The sequence below is a fragment of the Clostridium massiliamazoniense genome, from assembly GCF_001403635.1.
Taxonomy (GTDB): domain Bacteria; phylum Bacillota; class Clostridia; order Clostridiales; family Clostridiaceae; genus Sarcina; species Sarcina massiliamazoniense.
Genome location: NZ_LN879468.1, coordinates 943,457 through 958,081 on the forward strand (window position 1 = coordinate 943,457; position 14,625 = coordinate 958,081).

At 27.5% G+C, this 14,625-nt stretch carries 14 protein-coding genes and 1 pseudogene; 1 reads left to right on the forward strand and 14 read right to left on the reverse strand.

Annotation, left to right across the window (positions count from 1 at the left end; all coding sequences use genetic code 11):
* Positions 1–7: 7 nt before the first annotated feature.
* The 4 genes from ARA19_RS11395 to ARA19_RS11410 form a co-directional block, all read right to left on the reverse strand.
* Positions 8–406: a hypothetical protein gene (locus tag ARA19_RS11395; RefSeq protein ID WP_055071092.1), complete on the reverse strand. Its 399-nt coding sequence runs from the start codon at positions 404–406 to the stop codon at positions 8–10.
* Positions 399–1,430, reverse strand: coding sequence for a type II secretion system F family protein (locus ARA19_RS11400; protein ID WP_055071093.1), 1,032 nt, complete (start codon positions 1,428–1,430; stop codon positions 399–401). Before ARA19_RS11400 ends, ARA19_RS11395 begins: the two co-directional genes overlap by 8 nt.
* Complete coding sequence (locus ARA19_RS11405; protein WP_055071094.1) at positions 1,411–2,769, reverse strand: GspE/PulE family protein; 1,359 nt, start codon at positions 2,767–2,769, stop codon at positions 1,411–1,413. The genes ARA19_RS11400 and ARA19_RS11405 overlap by 20 nt, the downstream gene beginning before the upstream one ends.
* Before the next feature lie 108 nt (positions 2,770–2,877).
* Positions 2,878–3,921, reverse strand: a complete 1,044-nt coding sequence (locus ARA19_RS11410) for a hypothetical protein (RefSeq protein WP_055071095.1) — start codon at positions 3,919–3,921, stop codon at positions 2,878–2,880.
* A 238-nt stretch (positions 3,922–4,159) separates the two neighbouring features.
* Here ARA19_RS11410 and ARA19_RS11415 point away from each other — a divergent pair, with 238 nt between their 5' ends.
* Complete coding sequence (locus ARA19_RS11415) at positions 4,160–5,881, forward strand: Rqc2 family fibronectin-binding protein (RefSeq protein ID WP_055071096.1); 1,722 nt, start codon at positions 4,160–4,162, stop codon at positions 5,879–5,881.
* Positions 5,882–5,985: 104 nt separating this feature from the next.
* Here ARA19_RS11415 and ARA19_RS11420 read toward each other — a convergent pair whose 3' ends face one another.
* The 10 genes and pseudogenes from ARA19_RS11420 to mraY all read right to left on the reverse strand — a co-directional run bounded on the left by ARA19_RS11420 (position 5,986) and on the right by mraY (position 14,625).
* On the reverse strand, positions 5,986–7,101 hold the full coding sequence (locus tag ARA19_RS11420) for a THUMP domain-containing class I SAM-dependent RNA methyltransferase (protein ID WP_055071097.1): 1,116 nt from the start codon (positions 7,099–7,101) through the stop codon (positions 5,986–5,988).
* Between the two features lie 18 nt (positions 7,102–7,119).
* A complete protein-coding gene (pyrR, locus tag ARA19_RS11425; protein WP_055071098.1) occupies positions 7,120–7,656 on the reverse strand; it encodes a bifunctional pyr operon transcriptional regulator/uracil phosphoribosyltransferase PyrR in 537 nt (178 codons plus the stop codon).
* Positions 7,646–8,566 carry an RluA family pseudouridine synthase gene (locus ARA19_RS11430; RefSeq protein ID WP_055071099.1) on the reverse strand — a complete coding sequence of 307 codons (921 nt, stop codon included), beginning with the start codon at positions 8,564–8,566 and terminating at the stop codon, positions 7,646–7,648. The genes pyrR and ARA19_RS11430 overlap by 11 nt, the downstream gene beginning before the upstream one ends.
* Before the next feature lie 351 nt (positions 8,567–8,917).
* Positions 8,918–9,424: pseudogene (locus ARA19_RS18005) on the reverse strand (DivIVA domain-containing protein); the annotation flags it as partial.
* Between the two features lie 12 nt (positions 9,425–9,436).
* Complete coding sequence (locus ARA19_RS11440; RefSeq protein WP_055071101.1) at positions 9,437–10,204, reverse strand: YlmH family RNA-binding protein; 768 nt, start codon at positions 10,202–10,204, stop codon at positions 9,437–9,439.
* A gap of 6 nt (positions 10,205–10,210) precedes the next feature.
* The gene (locus ARA19_RS11445) at positions 10,211–10,672 is read right to left on the reverse strand and encodes a cell division protein SepF (RefSeq protein WP_055072112.1); all 462 of its coding nucleotides are present in this window, start codon (positions 10,670–10,672) and stop codon (positions 10,211–10,213) included.
* Positions 10,673–10,689: 17 nt separating this feature from the next.
* The gene (locus tag ARA19_RS11450; RefSeq protein ID WP_055071102.1) at positions 10,690–11,358 is read right to left on the reverse strand and encodes a YggS family pyridoxal phosphate-dependent enzyme; all 669 of its coding nucleotides are present in this window, start codon (positions 11,356–11,358) and stop codon (positions 10,690–10,692) included.
* A gap of 112 nt (positions 11,359–11,470) precedes the next feature.
* Positions 11,471–12,256, reverse strand: a complete 786-nt coding sequence (locus tag ARA19_RS11455) for a cell division protein FtsQ/DivIB (protein ID WP_055071103.1) — start codon at positions 12,254–12,256, stop codon at positions 11,471–11,473.
* Positions 12,257–12,444: 188 nt separating this feature from the next.
* On the reverse strand, positions 12,445–13,626 hold the full coding sequence (gene ftsW, locus ARA19_RS11460) for a putative lipid II flippase FtsW (RefSeq protein ID WP_055071104.1): 1,182 nt from the start codon (positions 13,624–13,626) through the stop codon (positions 12,445–12,447).
* Between the two features lie 21 nt (positions 13,627–13,647).
* Entirely contained in the window at positions 13,648–14,625 is a 978-nt protein-coding gene (mraY, locus tag ARA19_RS11465) for a phospho-N-acetylmuramoyl-pentapeptide-transferase (protein ID WP_055071105.1), read from the reverse strand.

The window sequence follows — 14,625 nt, forward strand, 5'->3', positions numbered from 1 at the left end:
AAATCCTCTAATTTATTTTTATAGTATGCTTTTCCTCTAAGCTATCTAAAAATGTAACACTAATATTTTTATTTATAAAACCATTTTGATTTATTTTTATTTCAAAGCTCTGTCTAGCTTTTAAATTTTTAAGATTAAGTTCTTTCTTTTCATAAGGATTACTAAGTTTTAATTTATCATATTCTGCTATATAAAATATTTCACCCATTACATTAAAATCTTTGCAAATTAACTTAGACTCCAAAATAAACTGTTCTATTTCTAATAATTCATCCTTTATTTTCACCTTTTTTTCTTGTTTTTTTAAATACATAGTTGAAAGAGGAAATAAAGTAACTATAATGGATAATAACCCTAAATATATTACTACCTCCATTAAGGTCATTGCTTTCTTCTTTTTATACATAATTCATGTACTCATACATAGGTATAAAAACCATTAATACTAATGAAAGCACCATAATTCCTAAAAATAGTATGGCTATAGGTTCTATATAAAAAATAACCTTGTTTATTCTTCCATTTAGCTGATACTCTAATAATTCACTTAATTTCCCTAAACTTTCTTCTAAATTTCCACTTTCTTCACCTGTTCTTAAAAGACTTTCACTTAATTTAGACATTCCCTTAGTATTGATCATTGCTTCAGTTAAGGACAACCCACTATGCAATCCTTCATCTATATTGTTTAAGGAAAACTTTAAATGCTTATCCTTAACAGAATTTTTTAATTTATTTATAGCTCCTGTTATACTTAGCCCTCCCTTGATTATCATATTTATTACTAATATTAAATTCATTTCCCTATAGTTTTTTACAATATGAAATCGTCCTAATAAATCTTTTTCTGAAAAAATTTCTTTAAACAGTAAAAATATTAAAACTATTAAAGAAATTATAGATAAAATCATTATTATTGGATTTACTTCTTCTACAACTCTACTTATAAATAGCATTGCTTTTGTAAAAATACTCAACTCTCCATTCATATCCTTATACATATCTGCTAAAGTTGGGATTACAAAGATAACTATAAGAAAAAATACACCTATCATAGTACTTATGAGCATTACTGGATAAGCTAAATTCTTCTTAATTTCTTTTTTCATTTTATTATTTTTCTCAAAATGATTAGATAAAATAGTTAATATATCTTCTAGCCTTCCACTTTCCTCTGCCATTATTATCATGTCCACAAAATTATCAGTAAATAATGTTCTTTCCTTTGAAAATGCCTCACCTATTCCTTCACCTAAATTAATAGAATTTTCTATTCTTTCTATAGCATTTAAATATTCCTTTCTCTTAATAGTAACCTTTATAAGTTCTAAAGACTTTCTTATAGATATCCCTGACTTTATATATAAACTTAATCCATTGGCTATTAAAAAAATACTTTCATAATGAGGTTTATCTCTTTGAAATTTCATCTTCTAACTCTCCCTCTCTAAATACCAAATAATCATCTATAGAAACTTCCCCTCTTCTCATGGCTTCTTCTGCTGAATTCACAAGTTGAGTGTTATTAATGTTAGATAAATCATCAAAATCTACATTACTAAAGTCCATTACGTGAGAAATCATAATCCTTCCCTTATAACCACTATGGGAGCAACTATTACATCCTTTTGCCCTATAAACATCTATAACCTTATTTTCATCTATTGGATCATTTATTTTTATTTTTTCCTTACATTCACTACACAATTTTCTTACTAACCTCTGTGCTATAGCACCTTTTAGGCTCTGTTTTAATAAATATGGTTCTACTCCCATATCTAAAAGCCTATAATAAACATCCATTGCACTATTGGTATGTATTGTCCCTAAAACCTTATGTCCTGTTATTGCTGCTCTAACTGCTATTTTAGCTGTTTCCTCGTCTCTTATTTCACCTATTAATATTATGTCTGGATCTTGTCTCAAGAGTTGCTTTAACCCCTTTGAAAAATTAAAACCTATTTTTTCATTAACATTACTTTGTACAATTCCATCTATAGTAAATTCAACAGGATCTTCAATGGTACTTATATTTTTACTTTCCTTATTATAGGAATTCACGAAAGCATATAAAGTCGTAGATTTTCCACTTCCAGTAGGTCCATTTACCAATATTATTCCATTATTTAAATTAAGTAATTTATCAATACTCCTTCTTTGCTCTTTGGTAAAGTTTAAATTATTTAAATTTATTAAATCCATATTTTTGTATAATATTCTCATAACTATTTTTTCACCACATATAGTTGGCATAGTAGAAATTCTTATATCATAATATTTATTATTTTTATAAAATCTTAATTTTCCATCCTGTGGCTCTAGTTTTTTTGAAATATCTAAATTCCCTGAAACCTTTACTCTATTTGCAATTTTATTATAGAGTTTTGTAGTTATCTTATTTTTTATAAATAACCTTCCATCTGTTCTAAATCTAATATAAGCATAATGTTCATAAGGTTCTATGTGTATATCACTACTATTTTCTTCTATGGCACTTTTTAAGATATAATCTAATTCATCTTCTTCTAGTTGTTCATTCCTCTTAATGTAATAACCATCAATAAATTTCTTCACTGTTTCAAGCTCTATTTCTTTTAATTGAAATTCATCATTAAATATTAATTTTAAGTAAGATAATTTTTCTTCAGTTATTTTATTTGTGAAAAAAGTATTTTCACTTTCATTCTTAACAGATATTAAATTCATTTCCACAGCTATTTCTTTATTCAATTGTTCCATAGCTTTTACATCTATGTCCCTTAACTTCATTAATTCACCCCCTATAACAATCATTGACACTTTATGTAAAGTTAAAACATATAAAATAATTTTTATCTCACAATATTTAATTTTTTTTAAATTTATTTGACTAAATAATTAAAAAGCAGATAAGCTCCATGGCTTATCTGCTCTTTCTGCAATAATATAATATCCTTCTGTTCCTTCCACTATGGATACAGAACTATCTTTTGGATTAACCTTATATATATACCCCTTTTCTATTTCCTTATCATATCCCTCAAAATATATTTCTCTATTGATTATTTCCATTCCAGCTTTTACATTAATATTCTTTGGGAAATTAAATGTTAATCTATTTAATCTTTTATTTCCTAAATCATAGGAATATATGGATTCCTCATTATTTTTCTTTCTTCCTAAAAAATAATATTTATTATCTAGGTACCTTCCATTATCTATAATTTCTATTTCCTCTGTTAATTCCTCTACTTTTTTGCTCTCTACATTAATTTTCATAAGTTTTTTATTATCTTTTGAATTTTCTTTCAAAATTAAAACCTCATAGTCCCTTAGGACATCCATATATTTAACAACTCCATTTATTTCTCTTATTAATTTATAGTTTTTTTCCTCTAGATTATAAATAAATATAGCATCCTTTTTATCTTTTTCTCTCGTTCCATAAATGACTAGTCTTCCATCTTCTAAAAATTTAATCATATTCCCTGATGGTAACACATCATCTTTTAATTGTTCTCTTTTATTGTTTTTTATATCAAATATTTCATAATTATAATTTTTAGACTTAAAAATTATATAGTCTCCAGTTGGACTTATTTTAACATCCTCTAGGTCTCCTGAAAGATTTAATGTAGTTAATAATTTTTTCCCTATGTATACATCTAACTTAAATTTATTATCTTTATTTCTCAAAAACACAAATATATTTTCTGATACATTGTATGTTTTCAAAATTCCCTTTTCTTCAATATTCAATTCAATTATTTCTTCATCAGTAATAGTATTATGCTTTATTCCATTCTCATCAACTTTAATTATTACATTTTCCTGCCACTCTAAGGGCTTATTTTCCACTTTATTTTCTTTCTTAACAGGAATGTTGATAAATAGGATAACAAAAAAAGCTACAAATCCCCCTAAAAAAAAGCTTTTTTTCATTACTTCTCCTCCAAGTATTATGATTTATCTAATCACTAGTACCTGTAATACTCCAATATTGAAATAAACAGATATACCACCTTGTATAATTATATAATCTTCACTAAAATTCAAATAAAACTTTAGTTTATTGCCTATCATTGACCTTAAATGTTATACTCTAATATATAGCTTTAAAGTATTGTTATTACTAACATATGTAGAATAAAGCTTTATTAGTCAAGAAAGGATGATACTTATGGCTTTAGATGGTATTTATATACACAGTTTAATAGATGAATTAAAATCTAATTTAATAGGTTCTAAAATAGATAAAATAAATCAACCAGAAAAGGATGAAATAATTTTAAATATTAGAGGTAAAGAGAATAAGAAGCTTCTTATTTCTTCCAGTTCTACCTATCCTAGAATACATTTTACTACAATAAGTAAGAATAATCCATTACAACCTCCAGTATTTTGTATGGTTTTAAGAAAATATCTTACAAGTGGAAAAATCATTGATGTAAGTCAAGTTGGATTTGATAGAATAATTAAAATTTCTGTTCAAACAACAGATGAACTTGGATTTGAAAGTATTTATGATTTAATTATTGAAATAATGTCAAGACACAGTAATATAACTCTTGTTAGAGCCCGTGACAATAAGGTAATGGAATCAATAAAACATATAACTCCAAATAAAAATAGTTACAGAGTATTATACCCTGGTGTTGATTATGTCTATCCTCCTGCATCTGAAAAATTAAATTTATCAGATTTTTCAAAGGAAGATTTAGATAATATTATAAAAGATAATGATGAATTCACTGAAGGTTTCTTCTCAAAAATAGTAACTGGTGTAGGTAAAAATTTATCAAAGGATTTATTCGTAAACTTTAATAATAAATATGACACTTTTAATAGTTCTAATGTTTTTGAATTTCTAAAGGAAGTTAATGAAAATATATTTAATGAAAAAAGACATCTAATCTTTTTAAAAGATGATAGAATAGTAGACTTCTATTTTAAAGATTTAAAAGTATTTGAAGATTATAAGGTTGAAGAATATCCAAATCACAGTGAACTTTTAGATAATTTCTACTCTAAAAAGGATAAACAAGATAGACTTCACGGGAAAAGTGTTGATTTACAAAAATTAATAAACACTAATATAGATAGATGTATGAAAAAAATTAAAATATTAAATAATACTCTAGAAGAATGTAGCAAGAAAGATATCTATCAAATAAAGGGAGAATTACTAACCTCATATATATATAGTATAAATAAAGGAGATAAGAAAGTAAGTCTTTTAAATTACTATAATGGTGAAGAGGAAGAATATATAGATATAGAACTAGATGTAAATAAAACTCCTGCTGAAAACATTCAAAAATACTTTAAGAAATATAATAAACTTAAAACAGCAGAAAAAGAAGCTACAAAACAATTAGAAATAACAAAATCTGAGCTTGAATATTTAAATTCTGTAGCTACAAACTTAGATAATGTTGATACTTATGAGGATATAGAAGAAATAAAGAAAGAATTAATTGAAAGTTCTTATATAAAATTCAGAAGAAATAATAAAAAGAAAAAAGATAAACTTAGCAAACCAATGCATTTCCTTTCATCTGATGGAACTGATATTTATGTAGGGAAAAACAACATACAAAATGATTATTTAACATTAAAGTTTGCTGAAAATAACTACACTTGGCTTCACACTAAGGAAATACCAGGTTCTCACGTTATTATAGCTTCTTTCAATGTATCAGATGAAACTTTACTTGAAGCTGCAACTTTAGCTGCTTTCTATAGTAAAGGTGCTGGTTCTACAAAGGTTCCTGTAGATTATACCCTAGTTAAAAATGTAAAAAAACCATCTGGTGCTAAACCTGGAATGGTTATTTACACAACAAATAGAACTTTATTTATAGATCCACCAAAAGAACTAACAATACAAAGAATAAACTAATTTTAATTTAGGTTGAATCAAAATTCTATGAGAGTTACGGCTTAGTTTATTTTAAACATTAAAAAGAGGAAGTATCAAAAATACAAGATACATCCTCTTTTTTATTATTTACCAAAATATTGATAGTAGTAACATAATAATCTACCATTATAAAGTTTTCTATTTTTATCAGCTTTTAATCTTATGAATTTTTCAAAGTTTGGGAATGCTGTTAATACATTAATGTACCATCCTGGCATATTTCCTTTAACTTCTGCTATATGTCTATTTAATTCTTCAACTTCTCTTTTTTCACCTATACGCTCTCCATAAGGTGGATTTGTTACTATATATCCTTCTTTTTTACTTGAAGAGAAATCTAGGAAGCTTCTTCTTTGAAGTTCTATACAATCTGATAATCCAGCTTTCATTATGTTATTTCTAGCTGTTTTTAAAACCCAACTATCAATATCATAACCTATAAGTTTAATATCCTTATTTTTTATTGCTGCTCTTGCACCTTCTCTAACTTGATCCCAAGTTTCTTTATCCATAGTTGGCCAAGTTTCACTTACAAAATGTCTATTCAAACCTGGTGCAATATTTTTAGCAATCATAGCTCCTTCAATAAGGATCGTTCCTGAACCACAGAATGGGTCTATTAGTTGCTTTTCATAATCCCATTTTGATAAATAAATCATAGCTGCTGCTAAAGTTTCCTTAAGTGGAGCTTGCCCTGAATGTTCTCTATATCCTCTTTTATGAAGCCCTTCTCCTGAAGTATCTATAGTTAATGTAACTATATCCTTTAATATTGCTACTTCTATTTTATAAACAGGTCCATCCTCTGTAAAAATTTCTTTATTGTAAGTTCTTTGCATAGACTTAACAACAGCTTTTTTTACTATAGATTGACAATCTGGAACACTAAATAATTTTGATTTAACAGACTTACCTATAACATGCATTTTTCCATCAACAGGTATAATACTGCCCCAGTCTACTTCAACTGTTCCATTAAATAATTCTTCAAAGCTTTCTGCTTTAAATTCAGCTACCTTTATTAAAACTCTCTCTGCCGTTCTAAGCCATGTATTAGCTATGGCTATATCCATTTCATCCCCTTCAAATTCAACCTTACCATTTTCAACTTTAAGGTCTTCATATCCTAAGGCTTTAAGTTCCTTTGCTGTTATTGCCTCTATTCCAAAGGTAGTAGTAGCAATTAAGTTATAATCCATATTTTAATCTCCTTTTGTTTACTGTTCATAAATTTTTACTGAGTCGTTTTCATCTATTTCCTCAATTTCAACCTTAACTATTTCATCTCTTGATGTTGGAACATTCTTTCCAACATAATCTGCTCTTATTGGAAGTTCCTTATGACCTCTATCTACAAGAACAGCTAATTGGATAGCACTTGGTCTTCCTGCATCTATTATAGCATCAATAGCTGCTCTTGCTGTTCTGCATGTATATAAAACATCATCAACAATTATTACTTTCTTTCCTTTTACATCTAAATCAAGCTGTGCATTTTTAACCTTTGGCATTTCAACTATATCAGTTAAATCATCTCTATATAAAGTTATATCTAAACTTCCTACAGGAATCTTTACGCCTTCTATATTTTCAATGAACTGACTTATTCTCTCTGCTAAAGGATAACCTCTTCTTTTTATTCCTATAAGAACTATATCCTCTACACCTTTGTTTTTTTCTATTATTTCATGAGATATTCTTATAAGAGATCTCTTTATAGCTTTTTCATCTAATAAAATTGCCTTAATCTTCATACTTACCTCCTAACTTTCTTATTAACTCTTTTAAGTATAATGGTAAAGTTGAATTGAATTCAACATATTCTTTAGTTGTTGGATGAATAAATCCTAAATTTTTAGCATGTAGTGCCTGCCCATCTTTAACTAATTTTTGTTTCTTTAATCCATAAACTTCATCTCCAACAAGAGGATAACCTATAAATGCCATATGAACTCTTATTTGATGTGTTCTACCAGTTTCTAATCTGCATTTAACTAAAGAATAGCCATTATAAACTTCTAAAACTTCATAGTGAGTTACAGCTCTTTTTCCACCTTTTACAACAGCAAACTTTAATCTATCTTTATGATGTCTACCTAAAGGTGCATCTATAGTACCTTCTAAATTTCCCATTCTTCCTTCAACTATAGCATAATATTCTCTTTTAATACTATGTTCCTTAAATTGAGCAGCTAATTCTTGATGAGCGAAATCATTTTTTGCAACAACTAACACTCCTGATGTATTTTTATCAATTCTATGAACTATTCCTGGTCTTATAACTCCATTTATTCCTGATAAATCTTTACAGTGATATAAAAGAGCGTTTACAAGAGTTCCTGTATAATTCCCCGGTGCTGGATGAACAACCATACCTTTAGCCTTATTTACAACTATTATATCCTTGTCTTCATATATTATGTCTATTGGTATATTCTCAGGTTCTACTGTAAGTTCCTCTGGTTCTGGAATTTCTAGTTCTATTTTATCACCAGTTTTAACCTTAGATTTTCCCTTTCCAACTTTTCCGTTAATTAATACTTTTCCTTCTTCAAAAAGTCCTTGAATAAAGCTTCTTGATAAGGTTTCTATTTCTGAGGATACTATTTTATCTGCTCTTCCCCCATTATCCTTTTCTTCTATAACTAATTCTAGTTTTTCCATATAACTAATTTCTCCTATTGCTCATAATATTAAAAAGGGACTGCATCATTGACACAGCCTCTTTTAATCTACTTAGTTTTTAGCGAAATAACTCTTTATTTCTTTCATATCATCATCTAATAATAATTCATCGTTTATTTCATTAATATTTATTTTTTGAGTAGCCTCAATATCATCATTTCCAAATTCTATTTCATTTGAGTTGAAATTAATTTGAGTAGTTAATCCTAAATCTTCTTCATCTTCTTCATCATTTATATAACTACTTCCGTAAGATCTCTCATCATAAGTGTTATTATATGATTGATTATAATTTACACTTTGCTCTCTTACAGGTTCCATTTCTTCAACTTCTATTCCTTTTTCATCAAAGTTTTCTGTCGGCTTAGAAATATTGAAGTTTTTCACAAAATCTTTTTCTAAATCATCAAAAGTTTCCATTTGGAAGCTCATAAAGTTTCTAAATTTAGCTCTAAATTTAGAGAATTCTTGTTTAGTTCTATCATAATCATCATTAATTTGAAGTACATCATTATGAGCTTTATCAAGAATTTTTTGAGCTGTATCATTAGCTTTTCTTATAATTCTATCAGCTTCTTCTTGTGCAGATCTCTTTGATTGTTCTGCAGTATCTTGAGCTAAAATTAAAGTATTTTGAATAGTATTTTCTATTTGTGTATAGTGGTTTAATTTTTCTACTGTACTATCTAACTTATCCTTTAGCTGTGAATTTTCTTTAAATAAAGCTTCATATTCTTCAACTACTCTATCTAAAAATTCATCTACCTCTTCTGTAGAATATCCTCTTAGTACTTTTTTAAACTCTTTATTACTTATTTCCATTGGTGTCAGTTTCATATAACATTCCCCCTAAGAATACATTAAAATTATTATTTTTTCTCTATTATTTTTAGTTTTTCCTATAGTATCCATAACCTTGAACTTACCAAAGCCTCTTATAGTCAATCTAGATCCTGATTTAACCTCTAAACTTTTATTGCTTTGAATTTTATAGTTTAAAAGTACTGAACCTTTTTCTATTAATTCCGAAGCTTTACTTCTAGAACTATTAGTTATTGCACCTACTATATTATCTAATCTTCGTGACGTACAAAGTATAATACTCTCTTTTAAATTAGGCTTTGGTGCCTCTGAGAAGTCCTCTAAGATCTTACATTTACAATTTAGTTTTTTTATTTTATGTAAATTATCAATTATGTACTCTGCCATGCTAATGTTTGTAGCAAAATAACATACTCCATCGCTGTCTAAAATCAAGTCACCTAATTTATTTCTTTTTATTCCTAAAGACATAATTGAACCTAAATAGTCTCTATGCTCTAAAGTTACAAATTTAGTATTACACTCTATTTTTACTAAAGAAAGTGGAGGTTCTATATATTCCTCTTTGTTAAAGACAATAATTCTTCTATCACATTCTTCAAAAACACCATAGGAATCTATAGTTACTCCACTTAAATTTAATTCTTCAAGCTTTGACCAAACTGATGGTGAATAAAAATCATCAGTATACATCATTACACCTGTCTTTAAAGCTTTTATATAAAGATTATATAATTTAACTATTTCAAATTCATCTTCATCCTTAAAACTATTTATAAATTGCTCTTTATTCATAGAATACTATTTCCAACCAAATAATCCTTTTGAAGTTAACTCATTTTTTAATTCATTATTTACTTCAACATTTGAAGGAGATACTATATATATTCTATTTTCTACGTCTTGAAGTTCACCACCTAATGCATATATTGCACCACTTATGAAATCTAATAGTCTTTGTGCTGTTCTTGTTTCTAATGCGCTTGTATTAACAACAACTATTTTTCTGCTTTTTAAAGCATCTGTAATTTCAGCTGCATCTTCATAAGACATTGGTTTAGTTATCATTATTTTAGCTGATGATGCACTATGAATATTAACTATTTTACTACTTGCATTATTAGCTGCTGTTGATTGTGTACTTTTAATTACAGGTTCATAATTAACCTCTTCTTCAACTACTTCGTCAACCTCTTCTTCAAATTCGTCATCTTCTTCTTCAAATCCTAAAAACTCTTTTACTTTACCAAACAAATTTTTCAACTCCATTCTTATTATTTTTAACTTAATTTACTATAATCTCTTTTTCCAAAAATTCCTTCACCTATTCTAACCATATTACTCCCAGCCTCTATGGCTTCTAAGTAATCATGTGTCATCCCCATTGACAGTATATCCATAGATACATTATTAAACTGTTTAGTTTTTAATTCTCTGAATATATTGTACATCTTGTCAAAATAAACTTTATTTTCTTCTTTATTACCTTTTGGTATTATCGCCATAAGGCCTTTTACCTTAACATTATTATAGGATTTTATCTCTTCCATTATATCATAAATATTTTCTTCTAAAACCCCATATTTTTGAGTTTCTCTTCCAATATTTATTTGTATCAATATATTGGCAATTAAATTTTCCTTTTTGTATCTTTTTTCTATTTCTCTAAGTAATTCTATACTATCCACTGAATGTATCAAGTTAACTTTTCCAACAATATATTTTACTTTATTCCTTTGTAAATGACCTAAAAGATGCCATCTTACATCTTTATGAAATTCATCGTACTTTTTGCATAATTCTTGAACTTTATTTTCTCCAAAATCTCTTATACCAGATTTATATGCTTCTTCTAACATTTCTATAGGCTTGGTTTTAGAAACGGCTATTAGAGTGACCCCTTCTTTAATTGTTCTTAGTGTCTTTGTTATATTTTCATTAATATCCATAATTTCTCCACCTTCCTCTTTAAATATATTCTATAACATTTTTCAAAAATTTAAAAATAAATTAATGCTATTTTTCAAATATATTTTAATCTAAAAAGTGAACTTAATTCCATTAATTCGCTTTATCATTTTCCTCTTGTTCTTTTTTAACTTCATTTTCTTTAATTACAGGGTTTCCTTTAAAACTAACATCTATATATCCACTTTCCATATTAATGGCCTTTGAATTTAGTATATCAATAGCCTTTTTATAATTTTCCTCTAAATTCTCTATATTTCCTAATATTATTTTTATTTTTCCTTTATTTAAAAGAATATTATTTATACTATTTATTTCTAAACTATCTATAGATGCATCTTTACTTAAAAGATTATTATCACCTAATATTTCAGCAACTTTAATTTTATTAGCATCCTTAATAACAGCTTTTCCTATAGTTTTATCCTCTAACTTAATTCCCTTTAATTCAATTAAAGACAAACCTGATACATCTTCTTTAACTTCCATTAAAACTAAAGATTTATTTAATAAGTAATATTTATTCCCTTCCTTAATTTTATAAAGCATTTTTCTTTCTTCAACTTTTATATCTAATTTATCAGGAAATTGTTTTTTTATAGTTACTCCCTTAATGTAAGGATTGGTTAAAATCATCCCCTCTAATTTCTTTTGATCAAATAAAAATATATTTTGCCCAATTATATTCTTTTCATCAACTACCTTCTTTTTACTTAATACTGTATTTCCTGAAACTGTTACTGTATCAATATTAAAAAAACTGGCTTTAAATATTACCCCTAAAACTATTCCAATTAGCAAAAGACAAATTATGGTTAATTTCTTTCTTAATTTTTGTCTTTTCTTCCTTGCTATAAAATCTTGAACTTTATCTTCCATAACTCTCCTTTCATCAGTAACCTAACTATATACTAATATCATACCATTTTAGCCTCATATTTTTATTGCTTTTTTGTTAAATTTTGTTAATCATATTTTAACAGTTGGTATTTCATCTTTTACTTTTTATTTATTTTAAAATATTATGCTCAATAACTAAAATAAAAAAAAGGATGGCCTCAGCCATCCTAAATATTTTTTAAGCTCTTTTTTGAATTTTTTGATATATTAAGTAAAACTCCCATGGCAGTTAAGTTAATAACAAGAGATGTTCCTCCATAACTTATAAAAGGTAGTGGTACACCTGTTGTTGGCATTGAGCCTGTTACAACTGCAATATTTATAATTGTTTGAATTGCTATTATACTTGTTATTCCAACTGCTAAAAGCATACCATAAGTATCTCTAGCTCCAAAAGCAATAATAGCTCCTCGATGTATAAAGAAAATAAATAATGCAATTATAAAGATACATCCTAAAAGCCCCAATTCTTCACCTATTATTGCAAAAATAAAATCATTATGGGGTTCTGGCATGTACATAGTCTTTTGTCTTGATTTTCCAAGACCAAGGCCAGTAACTCCTCCTGCCCCTAAGGAATAAAAGGATTGTATAAGTTGATATCCTTTGCCTTTTGGATCTGCCCACGGATTTATAAAACTTGAAAATCTATCTTGTCTATAGCTTGCTCCTTTTATTAAGAAGAAAACTAAAGCTGCTCCAAGTGCTGAAAATAACCCAATATGCAACCTTCTCATTCCTGCTGCTACAAGCATTATAAATGTTGTTAAAAGAATTACCATTGTTATACTCATACTTTTTCCCATTATAACTAAAAATGCTATAAATCCAGGAACTAATACTACAGCAACAACTCCATTCCAAAACTCCTTTATTTTTTCACCTTTATTTGAAAGCGCTATGGCTAAAAATAGAACAACAGAATATTTCGCTATTTCTGATGGTTGGAATGATATTGGACCTATATATATCCATCTTCTAGCACCATTAATGTTTGGTGCTACCTTTTCTGGTAATACCCCAATCTTAACTAATATTATTACTCCTAATAATATAGCTGAGATTACTATCAAAGGAATACAAAATTTCCTTAATCTACTATAATCTACTCTAGAAGCGATATACATAAAAACACACCCAATTACTGCAAAGGCAGCTTGTCTTATGAAAAAATGCATACTATTTCCTTTTTCTAACATAGATTTATAAGAGCTTGCACTATAAACCATAACTATTCCAATAGCTAATAGTATTATTATAGTACTTAATAAGTAATAATCTATAGTTCCCTTAGAACTAGATTCATTACTTCTCGTAGCGTTACCTTTCTTTAATTTTAACCCCCTCATTAACTTCCCTCCTAAAAAACTCTAAATTGCTAAGAAACCTATAAAGCAAAGTATTACAGTTATTATAGAGAATACAGACACTATTTTAACTTCACTCCATCCATAAAACTCAAAGTGATGATGGATAGGTGCCATTTTAAATATTCTTTTCTTTCTTATTTTAAATGATGCAACTTGAAGTATAACTGATAATGTCTCTATAACATAAATTCCACCTACTATGAATAGTACCCAAGGCATTTTTAATAATAATGCTACTGTTGATACTGCTCCTCCAAGAGCAAGAGATCCTGTATCCCCCATGAATATTCTTGCTGGAAAAGCATTTAATCTTAAGAAGCCAAGTAAAGCACCTGTAAGTACTACACAGAAAATACTTAAACTTTCTTGTCCCATGCTATAACTAACTATGGCAAAGAAAGTTGATACTAAAACAGTGATAGATGTTGCTAATCCATCTAAACCATCTGTTAAGTTTACTGCATTTGTTGCTCCTGCGAAATATACAATAACAAAAGGTATATATATAAATTCATAGTCTAAGAATATATGTGTAAATGGTACATGAACCTCTGTTCCTACAGTTGAATAAGCATAATAAGATAAAGCACCTGATATTATAAGTAAAAGGACCATCTTTTGCCAAGCTCTAAGTCCTAAATTATTTCTATGTATTATTTTTAGTAAATCATCTAAAAATCCTACAAAACCAAAACCTATAAATGATAGTAATACCGCTATAGCTTCGCCTTTTACTTCACCCATTGCATACATTATCAATATTGCTATAGTAGTAGCAATTATAAAGATTAATCCACCAATGGTTGGTGTTCCTGCTTTCTTCATATGACTTTTTGGACCTTCTTCTCTAATGTTTTGTCCAAACTTAAGTTTGTGTAATACTGGTATTAATAGCGGTCCTATAATAGTTGATATTATAAAACCTAGCGCTAATCCCCAAACTATAGTGGGGTTTATAAAATCTGTAATTGCCTTCAT